Origin of the sequence: Clostridium sp. HGF2, assembly GCF_964240115.1 — a bacterium.
Taxonomy (GTDB): domain Bacteria; phylum Bacillota_I; class Bacilli_A; order Erysipelotrichales; family Erysipelotrichaceae; genus Clostridium_AQ; species Clostridium_AQ innocuum.
This window is the reverse complement of record NZ_CAXSSO010000009.1, coordinates 126,256-142,532: the sequence shown is the minus strand read 5'-3', so window position 1 is coordinate 142,532 and position 16,277 is coordinate 126,256. Positions and strand designations below refer to the sequence as shown.

The 16,277-nt window shown below is 46.5% G+C and carries 14 protein-coding genes; 10 read left to right on the top strand and 4 right to left on the bottom strand.

Translation table 11 applies throughout. The features are described 5' to 3' along the window. Positions 1–2: 2 nt before the first annotated feature. From rimP to rbfA, 6 genes are read left to right on the top strand one after another with little or no spacing between them, the layout of a single operon-like run. Positions 3–470, top strand: coding sequence for a ribosome maturation factor RimP (rimP, locus tag ACESPQ_RS15625; RefSeq protein WP_038274563.1), 468 nt, complete (start codon positions 3–5; stop codon positions 468–470). Positions 471–488: 18 nt separating this feature from the next. Then, on the top strand, positions 489–2,189 hold the full coding sequence (gene nusA / locus ACESPQ_RS15620; RefSeq protein WP_002609212.1) for a transcription termination factor NusA: 1,701 nt from the start codon (positions 489–491) through the stop codon (positions 2,187–2,189). A 22-nt stretch (positions 2,190–2,211) separates the two neighbouring features. Beyond that, positions 2,212–2,469, top strand: coding sequence for an RNase P modulator RnpM (gene rnpM / locus ACESPQ_RS15615; RefSeq protein WP_002609211.1), 258 nt, complete (start codon positions 2,212–2,214; stop codon positions 2,467–2,469). Beyond that, a complete protein-coding gene (locus ACESPQ_RS15610) occupies positions 2,466–2,759 on the top strand; it encodes a L7Ae/L30e/S12e/Gadd45 family ribosomal protein (RefSeq protein ID WP_002609210.1) in 294 nt (97 codons plus the stop codon). Before rnpM ends, ACESPQ_RS15610 begins: the two co-directional genes overlap by 4 nt. A gap of 8 nt (positions 2,760–2,767) precedes the next feature. Continuing rightward, on the top strand, positions 2,768–4,633 hold the full coding sequence (gene infB, locus ACESPQ_RS15605; RefSeq protein ID WP_002609209.1) for a translation initiation factor IF-2: 1,866 nt from the start codon (positions 2,768–2,770) through the stop codon (positions 4,631–4,633). Between the two features lie 15 nt (positions 4,634–4,648). Further along, entirely contained in the window at positions 4,649–4,987 is a 339-nt protein-coding gene (gene rbfA / locus ACESPQ_RS15600) for a 30S ribosome-binding factor RbfA (protein ID WP_002609208.1), read from the top strand. A 416-nt stretch (positions 4,988–5,403) separates the two neighbouring features. Here the strand turns inward: rbfA and ACESPQ_RS15595 are convergent, their stop codons facing one another. Together ACESPQ_RS15595 and ACESPQ_RS15590 are read right to left on the bottom strand one after the other, a co-directional pair. Then, positions 5,404–6,036, bottom strand: coding sequence for a response regulator transcription factor (locus tag ACESPQ_RS15595; protein ID WP_002609207.1), 633 nt, complete (start codon positions 6,034–6,036; stop codon positions 5,404–5,406). Then, a complete protein-coding gene (locus tag ACESPQ_RS15590; protein WP_109769986.1) occupies positions 6,033–7,109 on the bottom strand; it encodes a sensor histidine kinase in 1,077 nt (358 codons plus the stop codon). Before ACESPQ_RS15590 ends, ACESPQ_RS15595 begins: the two co-directional genes overlap by 4 nt. Positions 7,110–7,269: 160 nt before the next feature. Between ACESPQ_RS15590 and ACESPQ_RS15585 the strand changes: the two genes are divergently transcribed. The 3 genes from ACESPQ_RS15585 to ACESPQ_RS15575 are packed head-to-tail and all read left to right on the top strand — an operon-like array spanning position 7,270 to position 10,545. Beyond that, positions 7,270–8,202: an ABC transporter ATP-binding protein gene (locus ACESPQ_RS15585; protein WP_009270376.1), complete on the top strand. Its 933-nt coding sequence runs from the start codon at positions 7,270–7,272 to the stop codon at positions 8,200–8,202. 12 nt (positions 8,203–8,214) lie between these two features. Beyond that, positions 8,215–9,342 carry an ABC transporter permease gene (locus ACESPQ_RS15580; protein WP_002609204.1) on the top strand — a complete coding sequence of 376 codons (1,128 nt, stop codon included), beginning with the start codon at positions 8,215–8,217 and terminating at the stop codon, positions 9,340–9,342. Continuing rightward, entirely contained in the window at positions 9,343–10,545 is a 1,203-nt protein-coding gene (locus ACESPQ_RS15575; protein WP_257272337.1) for an ABC transporter permease, read from the top strand. Between the two features lie 160 nt (positions 10,546–10,705). Here ACESPQ_RS15575 and ACESPQ_RS15570 read toward each other — a convergent pair whose 3' ends face one another. Beyond that, on the bottom strand, positions 10,706–13,069 hold the full coding sequence (locus tag ACESPQ_RS15570) for an HAD-IC family P-type ATPase (RefSeq protein ID WP_257335563.1): 2,364 nt from the start codon (positions 13,067–13,069) through the stop codon (positions 10,706–10,708). A 445-nt stretch (positions 13,070–13,514) separates the two neighbouring features. On the opposite strand from ACESPQ_RS15570, the gene ACESPQ_RS15565 reads away from it, so the two are divergent. After that, positions 13,515–15,068 (top strand): ABC-F family ATP-binding cassette domain-containing protein, encoded by a 1,554-nt coding sequence (locus ACESPQ_RS15565; protein WP_008727761.1) that lies wholly within the window; start codon positions 13,515–13,517, stop codon positions 15,066–15,068. 104 nt (positions 15,069–15,172) lie between these two features. Here the strand turns inward: ACESPQ_RS15565 and ACESPQ_RS15560 are convergent, their stop codons facing one another. Beyond that, positions 15,173–16,111, bottom strand: a complete 939-nt coding sequence (locus ACESPQ_RS15560) for a PD-(D/E)XK nuclease family transposase (RefSeq protein WP_002609200.1) — start codon at positions 16,109–16,111, stop codon at positions 15,173–15,175. Positions 16,112–16,277: the final 166 nt, after the last annotated feature.

The following is a 16,277-nucleotide window of genomic DNA, read 5'->3' as shown; positions in this document are numbered from 1 at the left end:
TTATGGATCAAATACAAAAACTGAAAGAACTGATCACTCCGCTTGTGGCAGAAGACGGTATAGAGCTGTATGATGTTGCCTGGCATACCGAAGGCAGCATGCGCATTCTGCAGGTGTCGATTATGCATAAGGACGGCAGTATGGACATTGATACCTGTGCCGCACAGTCTGAAAAAATCAGCACAATGCTGGATGAAATGGATATGATTGCCAGTGAATATTTTCTGGAGGTCTGTTCTCCCGGTGCAGAGCGGGAATTGAAAAGTGAAGAACAGATCAGGGATGCCATCGGCGAATTTGTATATGTGAAGCTAAAGAATCCAAGGGCTGGCATGGATGAGATAAAAGGAACCCTGACAGCATTTGAAAACAATACGGTTTATCTGGATTACATGGCAAAGGCCGTGAAGAAGAAGGCGGAAATCGAGATGGATAACATCGCACTTATCCGTCTGTCTGTGAAAATTTAGAAAGGATGCGAATAAGAAATGAAATTAAAAGATTTTATGGCTGCGATGCAGGCAATCGAAACCGATAGAAAGCTTTCCAAGGAAGTCGTTGTGGATGCCCTGCAGGAAGCTCTGGCAAAGGCATTCCGTAAGCATATCGAAATACCGGATGCGCTGGTACGCGTGGATGTCAACGAAAAATCCGGTGATATCAAGGTCTATCAGCAGCGTCTGATTGTTGAAAACGTAGAGGATGACGAGCTGGAAATCTCCTTGGAGGACGCAAAGCGCGTCAATCAGGAGCTGGAGCTCGGCGGTGTTGTGGAAGAGGAAGTCAGTATAGCCGATCTGGGACGCGCAGCTGTTATTCTGGCAAAGAATGTCATGAAGCAGAAAATCCGCGAGGCAGAAAAGCTTGTGGTGTATGAGGAATACTGCGATAAGGTGGAGGAAATGGTCATGGGGACGATTGAATCTGTCGAGGAGAAATTCTGTGTTGTCAATATCGGTAAGACTCTTGCTTTGATGCCGAAAAATCAGCAGATACCCAATGAGCGCTACCGTGAGGGTGAAATGATCCGTGTGGTAATCACAGAGGTAAACAAGGAAACCAAGGGTGCACAGGTACTGGTATCCCGCGGGGATGCGACACTGGTAAAGCGTCTGTTTGAAAAAGAGGTTCCGGAAATCTTCCAGGGTATTATTGAAATCAAGGCGATCGCGCGGGAAGCGGGAGAGCGTACGAAAATGGCAGTCTATTCGCACAATGAAAACATCGATCCGATCGGTGCCTGCATCGGTCCAAGAGGACAGCGCGTACAGGTTATCATCGATGAGCTGGGCGGAGAGAAAATCGATATCTTTGAATGGAGCGAGGATGTGACGGAGCTGATTAAAAATGCACTGTCTCCGGCTGAGGTTCTGGCGGTTATCCCGAGTGAGGAGCGTAAGGGCGGACTGCTCGTTGTCGTACCGGATAATCAGTTATCCCTGGCTATCGGTAAGCGCGGAAAGAACGCACGGCTGGCTGTAAAGCTGACCGGAAACAAAATCGATATCAAGGCGGAAACCGATGTGGACGCAGCAGGTATCAACTGGAAGGAAATCGCAATGAAGCAGCGCGAGGAATTCCTGGCACGTCAGCAGGAGGCCAAGCTTGCTGCACAGATGGAGCGCTTTGAAGAAAACGCACAGCCGCAGGATGCACTCAGTCTGGATGATGCAGGCGTAAGCTTCCAGGAGGCTGTAACGGAAGAGGCTGTCAGTGAATCGGTTGTGGAAGAAAGCAGTGAACCTGTGGAAGCCACAGCGTCAACAGCTGTTGAGGAAGCAAGTGTGTCTGCCCCTGTTGAAGAGGTGGTTGAGGAAGCACAGCCGCAGGAAGAAACCGACCTGGAAAAGGCTGCCCGCATTGCCAGAGAAAAGCAGAAGCAGGAGGGTCTGAACCTGAAGGAAAAACAGGAATACCGTTCCAAATTCGAAACACTGGCAGATGCATCAGCGAAGCAGGATGATAAGGCCGCTGCAAAACCACGCTATAAGAAATACGACAAATACGAGGAAAAAGAGGAGCGCCGTAAGCCAACCTTTGACCTGAACAAGAAGGATTATGAAATGAAGCCGATCTATTCCGAGGAGGAGCTTGCGGAAATCGAACGTGAAGAGCGTGAGATTGAAGAGAGCGACTGGATACATGATGAAATCGACTTCGATGAATATGATAAATATTACGAAGAATAAGATGTAAGGAGGTAGATGCGACATGAAGAAAATACCGATGCGTAAATGTGTGGCTACCAATGAAAGTCTTCCGAAAAAAGAGCTGATCCGTATTGTCCGTACACCGGAGGGAACAATTGAAATAGATGAAACCGGAAAACGCAACGGCCGCGGAGCTTATCTGAAACGCAGTGTAGAGGCGCTGGAGGCTGCGATGAAGAGAAAATCACTGGTACGTTCTCTGGAATGTGAAATACCTGAGGAAATCTACGATAAGCTGAAGGAGATGTTTAGCAAATGAAGGATGTGACGGGCATACTGGGACTGGCGGCACGTGCAAGAAAAACGGCTACCGGAGAAATCGTCTACACGCAGCTTCGTGCCCGTCATGTCCATCTGCTGATTCTGGCAGAGGATATCGGTGACAATGCGAAAAAGAAGCTGAACGATAAATGCAGCTTTTACAAGGTTCCCTGTGTTTACATGGATGGAGCATTGATGAATATGGCGATCGGCGATCGCAACAGAAAAGCAATCGCAATTCTTGACAAGGGATTTGCAGAGAAGATTGCAGCTTGCTTGAAAGGCTAGGTGATTATATGGCAAGACAACAGCATAGAAGAGGAAATAACAATCGGAAGGGGAATAACAACAACCGATCAAGAAACACAAACACGAATTTTACACCGAAGAAGGAACGTGTAGAAGTAAAGGAAATCACATACAACGGACCACTGAGTGTAGGAGAGCTGGCAGAAAAGCTGAACCGCAATGCGAGTGAGGTTATCAAGCTGCTGTTCATGATGGGAACAATGGTTACCATCAACTCCACGCTGGACGATGAGACAATTGAGCTTGTCTGCATGGAATGGAATGTAGATGTGCACAAGGAAATTATTATAGAAGAAAGTGATTTTGAAGAACAGATGGAGGAGGCAGAGGATGAAGCCCTTCTGGAAAATCGTCCTCCGGTCGTTACCATCATGGGACATGTTGATCATGGTAAAACAACGTTACTGGATACCATCCGTAAGACACATGTTACAGAAGGCGAGTTTGGTGGTATTACCCAGCATATCGGTGCCTATCAGGTAAATGTAAAGGGAAAGCGGGTTACCTTCCTGGATACACCGGGACATGAGGCCTTTACCGCAATGCGTGCCCGGGGTGCCAAGGTTACCGATTTGGTTATTATCGTTGTCGCTGCCGATGACGGTGTAATGCCGCAGACCAAGGAGGCCGTTGACCATGCCAAGGCTGCAGGTGTACCGGTTATCGTTGCAGTCAACAAAATTGACAAGGCCGGTGCGAACCGTGAACGCATTGTTTCCGAAATGAGTGAGCTTGGTCTGATGCCGGAGGAATGGGGCGGAGATACGATTTACGCGGATATCTCTGCAAAATTCGGAACCGGTGTCAGTGATCTGCTGGAAACCATTCTGGTCGTATCCGAGGTATACAATTTCCGTGCCAATCCAAACAAGCTGGCAACCGGAACGGTTATCGAGGCGAAGCTGGATAAGGGGCGCGGTCCTGTTACCACGCTGCTCGTACAGGGTGGTACCCTGCATACCGGGGATGCAGTCGTTGTTGGTACGGCCTTTGGTAAGGTGCGAAAGATGACGGATGATCACGGTCGTGAAATCAAGAAGGCTCTGCCTTCCACACCGGTGGAAATTATCGGTTTGAACGATGTGCCGATTGCCGGAGATATCTTCAAGGCATTCGATCATGAAAAGAAAGCCCGTCAGATTGCGGAAACGCGTCTGAACAACAAGATCGCTTCCGAACGGAATGCGACAGGCGCTGCGATGTCTTTGGATGATCTGGCTCGTCAGATTGAAGAAGGAGAAGTACAGGAGGTCAACCTGATTATCAAGGCCGATGTACAGGGTAGTGCGGAAGCAGTTCGTGCAAGCATGGAAAAAATCGACGTACAGGGCGTACGTGTCAATGTCATTCGTTCTCAGGCGGGGGCAATAACAGAATCCGATATTCTGCTGGCAAGTGCATCCCATGCCGTAATTTACGGCTTCAACGTACGTCCTAACGCGCTGGTACGTAAAAAAGCAGAAGAGGAAGGAATTGAAATCCGTCTGCACAATATTATTTATAAGGCATTGGAAGAAATGGAAAATGCCATGAAAGGTATGCTGGCTCCTGTTTATGAAGAGGTTGTCATCGGACAGGCTGAGGTGCGTCAGATTTACAAGGTCTCCAAAGTGGGAACGATTGCCGGGTGTATGGTTACCGATGGCTGTCTGCGCAAGGAATGCGGTGTTCGTCTGATTCGTGAGGGCGTGGTTATCTACACCGGCAAGCTGGGATCATTGAAACGTTTCCAGAATGATGCCAAGGAAGTAACCAGCGGCTATGAATGCGGTCTGACAATCGAGAACTTCAACGATATCAAGGTGGATGATGTTATTGAGGCGTATGAAGATCAGCAGGTTGAGCCAGAATAAACATAAGGTGATAACATGACATTAAAGGCTGAAAAAATAGCGGGAATTATTCAGAAGGAAATTTCGGAGATTATCCAGTTTTCTCTCAAGGATCCCAAAATCGGATTTATTACGATTACCGATGTTACGGTGACCAATGATTTATCCATTGCGAAGATTTATGTTTCTTTCCTGGGGCAGAAGCCAAGAGAGGAAGCCGGTATGAAGGCACTGGATCGCAGCAGGGGCTACCTGCGCAGCGAGCTCGCCAAGCGGATGACGATCCGTAAGGTACCGGAGCTGATTTTCAAGCTGGATGACTCTTTGGAACGCGGAAATAAAATCGAGCGCATCATCAGTGAAATCAATAAGTAAATGAAAACGAAGCCGCAAGGATCAAAACTCCTGCAGCTTCGTTTTTTTGTGCAGCTGCCACTGACTGTATACAGGAAGCTACCTGTAGGGTGCTTTGCCCATTTTTTTATGCCGCATCACACTCCTGCATAGAGGGATGAACAGATACTTTAGGAGCGTACAACACGGTGATGAATGGATACAGCTTCGAAATGTAGCAATCGTGACAAGACATTGTGCTTAGGATCATTTCCAGTGAAACGTAATGAGGTGGGTGATTCCAGAAGAGCTTCCATTTGGAAGAGGATGCCACATCATCAGGACAAAAAATCAATTACATGCGTATAAGCCAATGCAATTGATTCTTTCTAATTTCCTGTTTTTTCTGATGACAGCCTGTTATGAACAGGTTATTCAAGACAGCAGTTAAAGGCATGTTATGTTTCTTTTGACTGCAGGTTCTGGTAATAGAAAATCGCAAGCTGGGTACGGTCACGCAGCTGCAGCTTTTCCAGCAGGCTGCTGAGATAGTTGCGGACTGTCCCTTCGCTGAGGAACAGCGTCTGTGCCAGCTCTTTGTTGTTGAGCCCCTTGGCAACCAGCTGAATGAAATGCAGCTCCCGCTCATTCAAATCATAGCTGCACAGCGTTTCCTTTGTATGCTGCTTCAGCAAATCGGGAAGCTTGGCGATGATTTCCGTATTGAAAACATTCTGTCCCATATACACTGCCTCCAAAGCCGGAATGATGGAATCGAAGTTCTGCTTAAGGATATAGCCCTTGACTCCCAGCTTTAAGGCGCGAATGATATAGTCATCATCGGAGAATGTTGTTAGAAACAGAATGCGGGCATCCGGAAAGCTGTGTAGAATTGCTTCACTGGCATCCACGCCGTTCATCCCCTCCATACGGATATCCATCAACAGGACATCAGGGTTGGTTTCCCTGTACAGCTGCAATGCTTCCCGGCCGCTGCAGCCGATACCCGCAATGGTTTGTCCCTGTGCCTCCAATATGGTTTTTAAAGAGCTGCATACAAGTTTGTCATCATCAACGATCAGTATTCTCATGGTTTATCCTCCTTCGGCAGTGTGATATAAATTTGAAAGCCGGCTGTGTGTGTGATGTTCAAATAGCCGTGCATATCCGCTACACGCTCCTGCATGTTGCTTAAGCCCATGCCTCTGGTCTGCCAGGGAACACTGCTGTGCCTGGTGCCGTTATCACGTAGAATCAATTGATAAAAGGCCGGCTGTTCGCGTACGGTAATGCTGTATTTTGTCGCATTGGAATGCTTCATTGTATTGTTCATGCTCTCCTTTACTATGGCAAGGATATGATAGATTGTCTGCTGAGACAGGGGATGCAGCACATCGTATTCCAGCGTACCATCACAAAAGCTGTAGTCCTTGAGCAGGCGCTGCAGTGTCACCTGCAAATCCAGTGCATCATCGTGCAGGTCATGTACACTGCTTCGTACGTTATCCATTCCCTGAGAAAGGGTATCTCGTAAATTCTGAAGCGGCTCCTTCAGCTTATCTTCCTTTTGAATTGCCTGTATAGCGCCAATCTGCAACAAAGCGCTGCTAAGCAGATGTCCCACATGATCATGAATTTCTCTGGCGATACGGTTTCTTTCATCCAAAATGGCGATTCGGATTTCCTGTTCCTGCTGGACAAGAAGATGCCTGTTTTTATTGGACAGAATATCTGCCAGCTCCTTTGTCGCATCGCGCTGCCGCATGAAGGAAAGCTTAATTTCCTCATTTTCCTCCCACTGCTGCCGAAGGGATATGGCGAATATAGAAAAAATGGCAATGGCACTGCATAAATACAGATTTTCCATACGCAGATGAAAGAGAATCGGAAGCAGATACAGGAGGATGGTGTAAGAAAAATGCTGTCGTCTGATACAGTATAGCAGCAGCGGCAGATAGTACAGAAAGCTTTGCTGCAGGGTGGCGAGCAATGCAAACAGAATCATTGCATACGGCGTCCATGTTCGCCTTGTGTACAGATAGGATATAGAGGCCAGTATCACTGCTGAAAGCAGAGCCAGCAGGCGGTACAGCTGATGGTCATAAAAAAAGCTGAAGCAGCAGCCGATACATAAAAATAACAGATAATTTATAAGCTGTTTCATGGCTTCTCCTCCTGTTCTGTCTCTATTTTACCATTGTTTTGGGACAGATACAATTTGTCATGCATGAATATGACATCTGTCATATCCGAATGTGAAGATATACACTACCGAAAATTTACCGGATTCCCTATAATATAGACAAGGACAAGGAGGGAGCATCATGATTATTGAAGTAAACAATCTGGTGAAACGATACAAGGAGCTGATTGCGCTGGATCATTTCCGGCTGGAGGTTGAGGAAGGTGAAATTCTGGGACTTCTGGGACCGAACGGAAGCGGAAAAACAACGGCAATCAACTGTATGCTGGCTCTGTTAACATATGACAAGGGAGACATCCGCATTTTCGGAAAGCAGATGAAAGCGGACAGCTACGATTTGAAACAGCAAATCGGTGTGGTTCCGCAAAACGTAGCAGTTTTTCATGAGCTGAGCGTCGAGGACAACATCAATTACTTTTGCGGTCTGTATGTCAGTGATAAGGCAAAGCGTAAAACACTTGTGGATGAGGCAATACGTTTTGTTTCATTGGAGGAATTTCGTAAATTCCGACCGGGTAAGCTGAGCGGCGGTTTACTGAGAAGGTTGAATATCGCCTGTGGAATTGCACATCAGCCAAAGCTCATTTTCATGGATGAGCCGACGGTCGCAGTCGATCCACAGAGCCGTAATGCGATACTGGAGGGCATACGGCGCCTGAATGCGCAGGGGGCAACCATTGTGTATACCTCTCATTATATGGAAGAGGTTGAAGAAATTTGCAGTCGCATCATCATCATCGACAAGGGAAAAACCATTGCGGCTGGCTCCAAGGAGGAGCTGAAGGCCGGCATTATGATGAAGGAAAAGATCGAAGTGGAGCAGGTGAAGCTGCAGGAACAGCAGGTACAGGATATTCAGGATATCGCAAATGTGTTCTCCGTACAGTACAATGCCAATGTTCTGCAGGTTAAGTTTACTGAAGGAAAACGCAATCTGGCCAATCTGCTGGATTACTTCACACAGGAGAATATCACCTATGGCAAGGTGTATTCCCAGCAGCCGACCTTAAATGATGTCTTCCTGGAAATCACAGGAAAACAGCTGCGGGATTAAGGAGGGGTGAATATGCTGCATTTACTGAAATACAGGTTTCGCCTGATGATTCGAAACAGAGTACTGCTGTTTTGGACATTGATATTTCCCATGCTGCTGACAACCTTCTTTGGAATGGTATTGAAGGATGCCTATACGGTGGATACCTTTCAAACGGTTCCAATCGCTGTCGTCGAGCAAAAGGATTTGTTACAGCTTAAAGCCGTTCTCAAGGATGTCAGGCAGGGGGATACTGCTTTGTTCAAGGTGAGCTATGTTGGTGAGGAACAGGCAAAGCAGCTGTTGAAGGAGGATAAGGTCAGCGCGGTTGTAAAGCTGCAGGATCCGATTGCAATCACTGTGAATCAAAACGGTCTGGATCAGACAATCACAAAAACCTTCTTTGATGAATACAGCCAGAAAATCCATCTGGTGGAGGAGGCGATGCAGCAATATCCCGATGGCTCCGCTGTATCTGCACTGTTCACACAGACAGCCTCTCATGTGAAGGAAGCGAACACAGATCATACAGATCTGTCCTCCGTCTTCTTCTATACTGTCCTGGCAATGAACGCCATGTTTGGCGGATACTGGGCAATCAATTCCATGTATGAGCTGCAGGCGAATCAAAGCGAACGTGCAGCACGCCTGGCAGTATCACCATTGCACAAGGGAAAGGCACTGCTTGCGGATTTTATGATTGATATAGCGATTCAAATTGTCTTTCTGCTCATCCAGTTTGCCTATATGTATTTCATTCTGGACGTATCCTTTGGATCACAGCTTGGCTATGTCTTCCTCATGATGGTGCTGGGAGCCTTTGCCGGAAATGCTTTTGGCATTCTGATTGGCAGTATCACTAGCAAGATACCTCCGGATGGCAAGACGGGGATCATGACCTCTATCACACTGATCTGCAGTGCGCTTGCCGGTATGATGGCGGTACAGCTGAAATATTATGTACAGGAATATGCTCCGTTTTTAACCTATATCAATCCGGTGAATATGATTACGGATGGGCTGTATTCCCTGTACTACTATGGTGTAGGCGAGCGCTATTTCTTTAATCTGGCATTGCTTGCAGGATTTACGATGGTATGCTATCTGATCAGCTTCCGTGCACTCAGCAGGAAGAGCTATCACAGTCTGGGGGTGCGTTAAATGAGTGTCTTAAAGGTTTATTATAAAATTATGAAATCACATTGGCTGACGCTGATGATCTATATGTCCATCTTCTTCACCGTCTTCTTTGTGTTTGGCATGTCTGCATCTGAGCGCAGTGATATTAAGATGTATGAGGGATCAAAGCCGAATATCGCCGTTCTTGACCGGGATGGCAGCAGTCTGAGTGAAGGCCTGTTAACCTATCTCGGCACACAGGCGAATATCAAGCATAAAAATGTATCGAACAGCGATGCACAGGATGCACTGTTCTATGCAGATGTGTCCGCTATCATAACGATTCCTGAGGGCTTTGAAGAGGAGTTCGCATCCGGGAAGGAAGCGGTTTCCATGAACCAGCGCCCGGACGATGTGAACGGTGTACTGCTTCAGCAGACAATCAATAAATATCTGGATACCATGCATGCGTATGAAAAGCTTTATCCGAAGCAGGGAATTTCTGAGCTGCATACACGCGTACAGAAAAATCTGAATACTACAGCTGAGGTGAAAATGTCAGATTCTGAAGAGGTTGCCACCTCCTCCATGCTGCGTGGTGCATATTTCAATTATGCTTCCTATATTATGCTTGTCATCACCATACTGCTGATCGGTTTAACGATGCATTCCTTTTTCAACGCGGAGATCACCAAGCGGAATCTGATTGCTCCGGTATCACAAAATCGTATGAACCTGCAGTTGGTGTTCTGTAATCTGTCTGTAGGTATCGCGTTGTGGGGACTTATAATGCTGATGATTCTCGGGATGGTATGGGACTCCATGATGACGCTGGGAGGCTTGCTGGAGGTTGTCAATGCGTTTGTATTCATGCTGATGTGTGTTTCCATGTCCTTTATGTTCTGTGTGATATCCACAAAAAGCAAGCATCCGGACGATATGCTGAACGGCATCAGCAATATTGTCGGTTTAGGCTCCAGCTTTCTGTGCGGTGCCTTTGTACCACTGAGTATGATTGGAGAGAATATCCTCGTGATATCCCGTTTTCTGCCGAGCTACTGGTATGTGAAGCTGAATGATTCGCTGACCTCGGCAGTTCATGTAGGAGATGCGCTGCTGCAGGAAGCCTTTATGACCTATGGAATTCTGCTGCTGTTTGCTGCTGCCTTCCTATGTATCGCACTGGTGATTATGAAAAGCCGCCGTACGCAGGATGCACTGGAGGATACCAGTATGCAGCCATAATAAAAAGAGGAGGAGCCTTAGCGGGCTCTTCCTCTCTTATTTCCAAAAGAGGGAATCCAAAAGATTGTGACTTATCAATCCATACATGATTTCCTTTTTTTTATATCCGCCAAAAGATCTATGAGGAAGGTTCATTTCATCCGCTCTGTTCTGACGTTTGCTATTTCCCAACCTTAAGCAGCCGTTCCTTTAGCTTGAAGCGGTTTCCAAAGCGGAAAAAGAAATCCATGACAAACGGTATAGCTGCCATACCGGCACCGGTCAATACAAACTGCATATAGCTCAGTCGTACCAGAGAGAAAATGCCTGGTAAAAAGACGATGCATGCAACAAAGAGTGCGGTCATGCTGGAGAAAATCAGCAGACGCTTTCTGGTAAACGGCGTACACACCCGATACAGAACGATCAGGGAGCTGGTACCTGTCAGTAATACACACATGGTGGACATAGCCGCCGGCGTCATTTGAAAAAACAAAGAGGATATATTGACATAAAGGATACTGAGTACGACACACAGCGCTCCGGGAAGGGCACGCCCCAGCACATTGATCAGAAAATTCCCCTCCACGCGGGCATGATTGGCTTCCAGTGCCAGGAAGAAGGAAGGAATACCAATTGTACAGGAGGATATCAGTGTAAGCTGAATCGGCTCAAACGGATAGCGGCTCATGAAGAAAAGGGTTAAAATACTGAGGATGGTTGAAAATGTCGTTTTCACAAGAAACAGGGAAGCGGCACGCTGAATATTGTTGATGACTCTTCGGCCCTCGTCCACGATATGCGGCATACTCGCAAAATTGTTGTCCAGTAAAACCAGATTGGCGATGTTCTTTGCTGCCTCGCTTCCCTGTGCAACAGAGATGCTGCAATCCGCTTCCTTTAAGGCCATGACATCATTGACACCGTCTCCTATCATTGCCGTAATATGCCCCTGTTCCTTTAGAGCGCGAATCATCAGCTTTTTCTGCATCGGTGAAACACGACCGAAAACGGTATAGTCTTTCACTGCTTCCGGAATATCCTCATCCTTTAAGGTGCTGGCATCCACATAGCGCTCATAATTTTTCAGATTAGCCTTATGTGCGATTTCATGAACCGTGCGTGGATCATCCCCGCTGATAACCTTGACATCAACCCCCTGCGACAGAAAGTAATCCAGGGTTTGCGGTGCCTCCAACCGGATGGGATCACTCAGCAGAATCAAAGCGATCACTGTATTGTTCTTGGCAGGCTCCTGTTCCATAGCTTCCTTGCTGTGTGCCAGTACCAGCACCCTGTTTCCAAGACTGGCCTGTTTATCAATTTCAGCCTGCAGCTCTGCATTTTCACTGCCGTTGACAAATTCATAGGCACCCATGATATAGGTTCCGCGATTTTCAAAGCTTACGGCACTCAGCTTTCTTGCACTGGAGAAGGGAAGGGTATGTAATACGCGAAATGCTTCATATTCCTGCGGTGTATGCCTGCGAATCGCCTGAGCAGTTGCATTGTCATCCTGCAGAGCATCCATCATATTTGCAAGAATCAAAAGGATTTCCTTCTCGTCTGCGTTCAGTGCCTGGATACGCTCCACCTGCATATTGCCTTCCGTTATGGTTCCTGTCTTATCCAGACACAGGGTATCCACGCGTGCCAGTGTTTCAATGCAGTACAGCTCCTGCACCAGCGTTTTGCGCTTCGCCAGATTGATGGAGCCAACCGCCAGTGCAACGCTTGTCAGTAAAACAAGGCCCTCCGGTATCATTCCCAGCAATGCCGCAACCGTAGATACGATCGCCTGCGGCAGAGTGCTCTCAGTCAGAAAAAACTGCTTTGAAAACAGCAGAATGCCAACGGGAATAATGATAATACCGATGGTTTTAATTATGAAGTTAATGGAATCCCGCAGCTGTGATTTATGCTTTTTAAATGTTTTTGCATCCTTCATAATCGTAGCGGCATAATTATCCTTGCCGACATGCTGTACCTGTACCTTGGCCTGTCCGCTGACGACAAAGCTGCCGGAATACAGGGTATCGTGCGTATGCTTGACGATGATATCCGATTCTCCTGTAACCAGGGATTCGTTAACCTCCAGACGTCCCTCAACAACCATAGCGTCGGCGCATACCTGAGAGCCGGTGGAAAGGCATAGAATATCATCCAGAACGATATCATCCATATGCAGTTCCATTTCTTTTCCGTTGCGCAATACCTTCAAATAGGGCTGCGTAATCAAAGACAGCTTGTCCAATACACGCTTGGCTCGAATCTCCTGAAGGATACCGATGACCAGGTTGGAAATTACAACCCCCAGAAAAAGCAGATTTTTAAAGGAGCCGATAAAAATAATCAATCCTGCCAGAATAGCATTGATCAGATTAAACAGGGTTAAAACATTGTCCCGGAATATTTCCTCATAGCTTTTGGTAATACGCTCATCCTGTGTATTGACACAGCCTGCATCAATACGCTCCTGAACCTGAGAATCGCTGAGACCCTGTGCTGGATCAATCCATTCTCGTTTGTCGTCATTGCTGTGCATGAAATCACCTCGTATATGTATATTATAGCAAATCCTAATGACTTTGGGCCTTACGCTTTTGTAATTTTGTCGTATTTCTTTCTTAAATATTTCTAAATTCAGCATATGCTTTCGTTAGTATATGTCGAAGCAACACGGATATGAAAGAAATAAGGCAGTGAAAGCCGTTTCTGGAAGTAGCATAGCATATGTTATCATATGAAGCATGTTGATCAAGCCATTTGGAACCAGTTGATACAAAACGGTGAGGCGTATTTGCTTTCTTATAAAAGCATTGTATTCGGCAGGAATTATATTCGAAAACGGCCTGCCTTTATTTGTATAAACGTATCACTGGTATTGACGATTTCATTCGAGTAGTAAAGCCTTCTACAAACGGAAAGCAGGATTGCATACAAATGGAGCACATGGTATACTTGTCAGGGTAAGAATTGTGGAGGTAGGTATGAGTATTGTTACGGTAGAAAATGTTTCGCACAGCTTCGGTGGAAGACAGATTCTGGAGAATGTATCCTTTCGTTTGCTGAGCGGTGAGCATGTTGGTCTTGTCGGAGCCAACGGAGAAGGGAAATCAACCTTTCTGAATATACTGACGGGAAAGCTGGTTCCGGAGGAAGGGCGTGTTGCCTGGTGCCGCAGAATCACACGAGGCTATCTGGATCAGCATACGGTTCTGGAGAAGGGAAAGTCGATTCGCCAAGTATTGCAGGATGCATTTTCCCATCTGTTTGAGCTGGAAGCGGAAATGCTGCAGAAATATGAAGAGATGGGAGATTGCAGTGAGGAGTGTATGAATGAGCTTTTGCAGGATGTCGGGGAAATTCAGGACATACTGGAGCACAGCGGTTTCTATATGATTGATGCCAGAATACAGGAGGTCGCACAGGGACTTGGATTACTGGATATCGGTCTGGAAAAGGATGTTACCATGTTGAGTGGAGGGCAGCGCTCCAAGGTGCTGTTATGCAAGCTGCTGCTGGAAAATCCGATGATTCTGATTCTGGATGAGCCGACCAACTATCTGGATGAGGGACATATTGCATGGCTGAAGAACTTTCTGATTTCCTATGAGCATGCATTTATTCTGGTGTCGCATGATATTCCGTTCTTGAACAGCGTTGTCAACATTATTTATCATGTTGAAAACTGTGAGCTGACACGGTATGTCGGAGATTACGATTATTTTCTAGAACAGCATGCGTTAAAGAAACGCCAGCTGGAGGCGGCATATGTAAAACAGCAGAAGGAAATCGCCGATCTGGAGGATTTCATCGCCCGCAACAAGGCGCGTGTTGCAACGCGTAACATGGCTCATTCCCGCCAGAAGAAGCTGGATAAGATGGATCGTATCGAAAAGGTAAAGGAAAAAGTGAAGCCCAGCTTTTCCTTTTTATCGGACCGCGCACCGGGGCGTGTGATTTTCGACGCAAGGGAACTGGTGATCGGCTATGAGGAACCGCTGACAAAAGCAATGCATCTGGTGCTGGAGCGCAATATGCGGGTGGCGATAAAAGGTGTTAACGGTCTTGGTAAGACAACACTGCTGAAAACGCTGATGGGCAGAATTCCAGGCGTCAGCGGAAGCGTTGAGGTTGACCCGTATGCATCCATCGGCTTTTTCGAGCAGGAGGAAGCCGGAGAATCCATGAGTGCACTGGATTATTTCTGGAAAGAGTATCCGGCGATGACAAACGGTGAGGTACGTGCGGCTCTGGCAAAGTGCGGACTGACGACAGATCATATCGAATCCGGAATGTGTGTGCTTTCCGGAGGAGAACAGGCAAAGGTTCGTCTTTGCGTGCTGATGAATCGTGAGCATAACGTTTTAGTGCTGGATGAGCCTACCAACCATCTGGATGTGGATGCCAAGGAGGAGCTGAAGCGGGCATTGAAGGCCTACAAGGGAACGATCCTTCTGGTTTCCCATGACCCGGATTTCTATGGCGATATTGTGGATGAGGTCTGGAATCTGGAGGAATGGACGACAAAAATTCTGTAAAGCATTCGATGATGTGTATTCTCTGGTGCTATAATGTAAGGAAAAGAACCCGTCAGGCGGCAGGTTCTTTTTTGAATAAACGTTTAAAGACAGGAGAACTTGATCTATTCCGCAGCGGTATGCTTCAGCTTTTCCTTTAAGTCGGGATAGGCTTCACATTCCAGAATACATATGACGGCAGCATCAATCTGCGCGTTGGACAAGGTATCCACCCATCCATCATCGATTCCATACTTATGGATAATCTGTGCTTTTAATAAGGCTTTCTTGCCTTGGTCAAGACCCTCATCCTTTCCCTGTCTTTTGGCTTCCGCAGTTTGCTCTCTCAGATTTGCCTGTACTGCACGATTCGCAAACTCCACCGATTCCGCCCAGCTGAATAACGGGCCATCTTCACGCATTGCATTATATTTTCCCATAGCCACATTCACCATCCTTCTCTTCATGTTTAGTATAGCATCATCCGGATTATATGCAAGCACATAACAGAAGGTTTCAAATTCTGTCAGGTTTTCCATACCCCCGACCTCCTTCACACGCTGCCTGATCATCGGTAAAAACACAATTGCGCGATGCAGAGTATTGTTTGGTTCTTCCTGATTGTCTTCATCCTTTACCGTATAGTGACGAATCATGCGGCCTCCTGCTTTAGGCATCGAATTCATAAAGATAATCTGATAAAACGGCTTCAGCTTTGTGTAATCATCCCCCTGCTTCAGCTGTCTTCCGACCAGTCGGTAGCCATACTGCTGAAAACGCAGCTGTTCCTCCTTCGTATACCCGGATACCTGCATCTCCAAATCATAAAGGTGACCGGTTTCATCCTCCAATACAACATCCAAAACCGCTCGTTTTCCGAAAAAGACTTCCGGCAGCAGCTCCGGATTCAGCACCTGGGTTCTTTGAACCTTCAATCCATAAATTTCTTCAATAATTCTGCTTCTCAGCAATTTAGAGCCTGCATCCTCTCCAATCAGCATATACTTGAAAAAAACATCATTGTGAAAGGGAATCGGATACTCCCTTTTCATCTCTTTTTGCATATGTACAATTCTCCTTTTTTTATATACACTCTTATATACGTATCGAACATGCAAAACTCCTAAAATTTTTACAAATATTTTTATTTTTTTTATAATTGATTTTGTAAACATGAGCAAAAAAGCGCTTGTTGGCTGTTGAGGGTTTACGGAATTTGGAATGTGTCAA

What these genes read in the sequence shown, in the direction of transcription:
- rimP (WP_038274563.1), top strand. Translation starts at nt 3, where the DNA reads ATGGATCAAATACAAAAACTGAAAGAACTGATCACTCCGCTTGTGGCA.
- ACESPQ_RS15585 (WP_009270376.1), top strand. Translation starts at nt 7,270, where the DNA reads ATGATTATTGAAGTAAACAATCTGGTGAAACGATACAAGGAGCTGATT.
- rbfA (WP_002609208.1), top strand. Translation starts at nt 4,649, where the DNA reads ATGACATTAAAGGCTGAAAAAATAGCGGGAATTATTCAGAAGGAAATT.
- ACESPQ_RS15610 (WP_002609210.1), top strand. Translation starts at nt 2,466, where the DNA reads ATGAAGGATGTGACGGGCATACTGGGACTGGCGGCACGTGCAAGAAAA.
- ACESPQ_RS15575 (WP_257272337.1), top strand. Translation starts at nt 9,343, where the DNA reads ATGAGTGTCTTAAAGGTTTATTATAAAATTATGAAATCACATTGGCTG.
- nusA (WP_002609212.1), top strand. Translation starts at nt 489, where the DNA reads ATGAAATTAAAAGATTTTATGGCTGCGATGCAGGCAATCGAAACCGAT.
- ACESPQ_RS15570 (WP_257335563.1), bottom strand. Translation starts at nt 13,069, where the DNA reads ATGCACAGCAATGACGACAAACGAGAATGGATTGATCCAGCACAGGGT.
- rnpM (WP_002609211.1), top strand. Translation starts at nt 2,212, where the DNA reads ATGAAGAAAATACCGATGCGTAAATGTGTGGCTACCAATGAAAGTCTT.
- infB (WP_002609209.1), top strand. Translation starts at nt 2,768, where the DNA reads ATGGCAAGACAACAGCATAGAAGAGGAAATAACAATCGGAAGGGGAAT.
- ACESPQ_RS15565 (WP_008727761.1), top strand. Translation starts at nt 13,515, where the DNA reads ATGAGTATTGTTACGGTAGAAAATGTTTCGCACAGCTTCGGTGGAAGA.
- ACESPQ_RS15560 (WP_002609200.1), bottom strand. Translation starts at nt 16,111, where the DNA reads ATGCAAAAAGAGATGAAAAGGGAGTATCCGATTCCCTTTCACAATGAT.
- ACESPQ_RS15580 (WP_002609204.1), top strand. Translation starts at nt 8,215, where the DNA reads ATGCTGCATTTACTGAAATACAGGTTTCGCCTGATGATTCGAAACAGA.
- ACESPQ_RS15590 (WP_109769986.1), bottom strand. Translation starts at nt 7,109, where the DNA reads ATGAAACAGCTTATAAATTATCTGTTATTTTTATGTATCGGCTGCTGC.
- ACESPQ_RS15595 (WP_002609207.1), bottom strand. Translation starts at nt 6,036, where the DNA reads ATGAGAATACTGATCGTTGATGATGACAAACTTGTATGCAGCTCTTTA.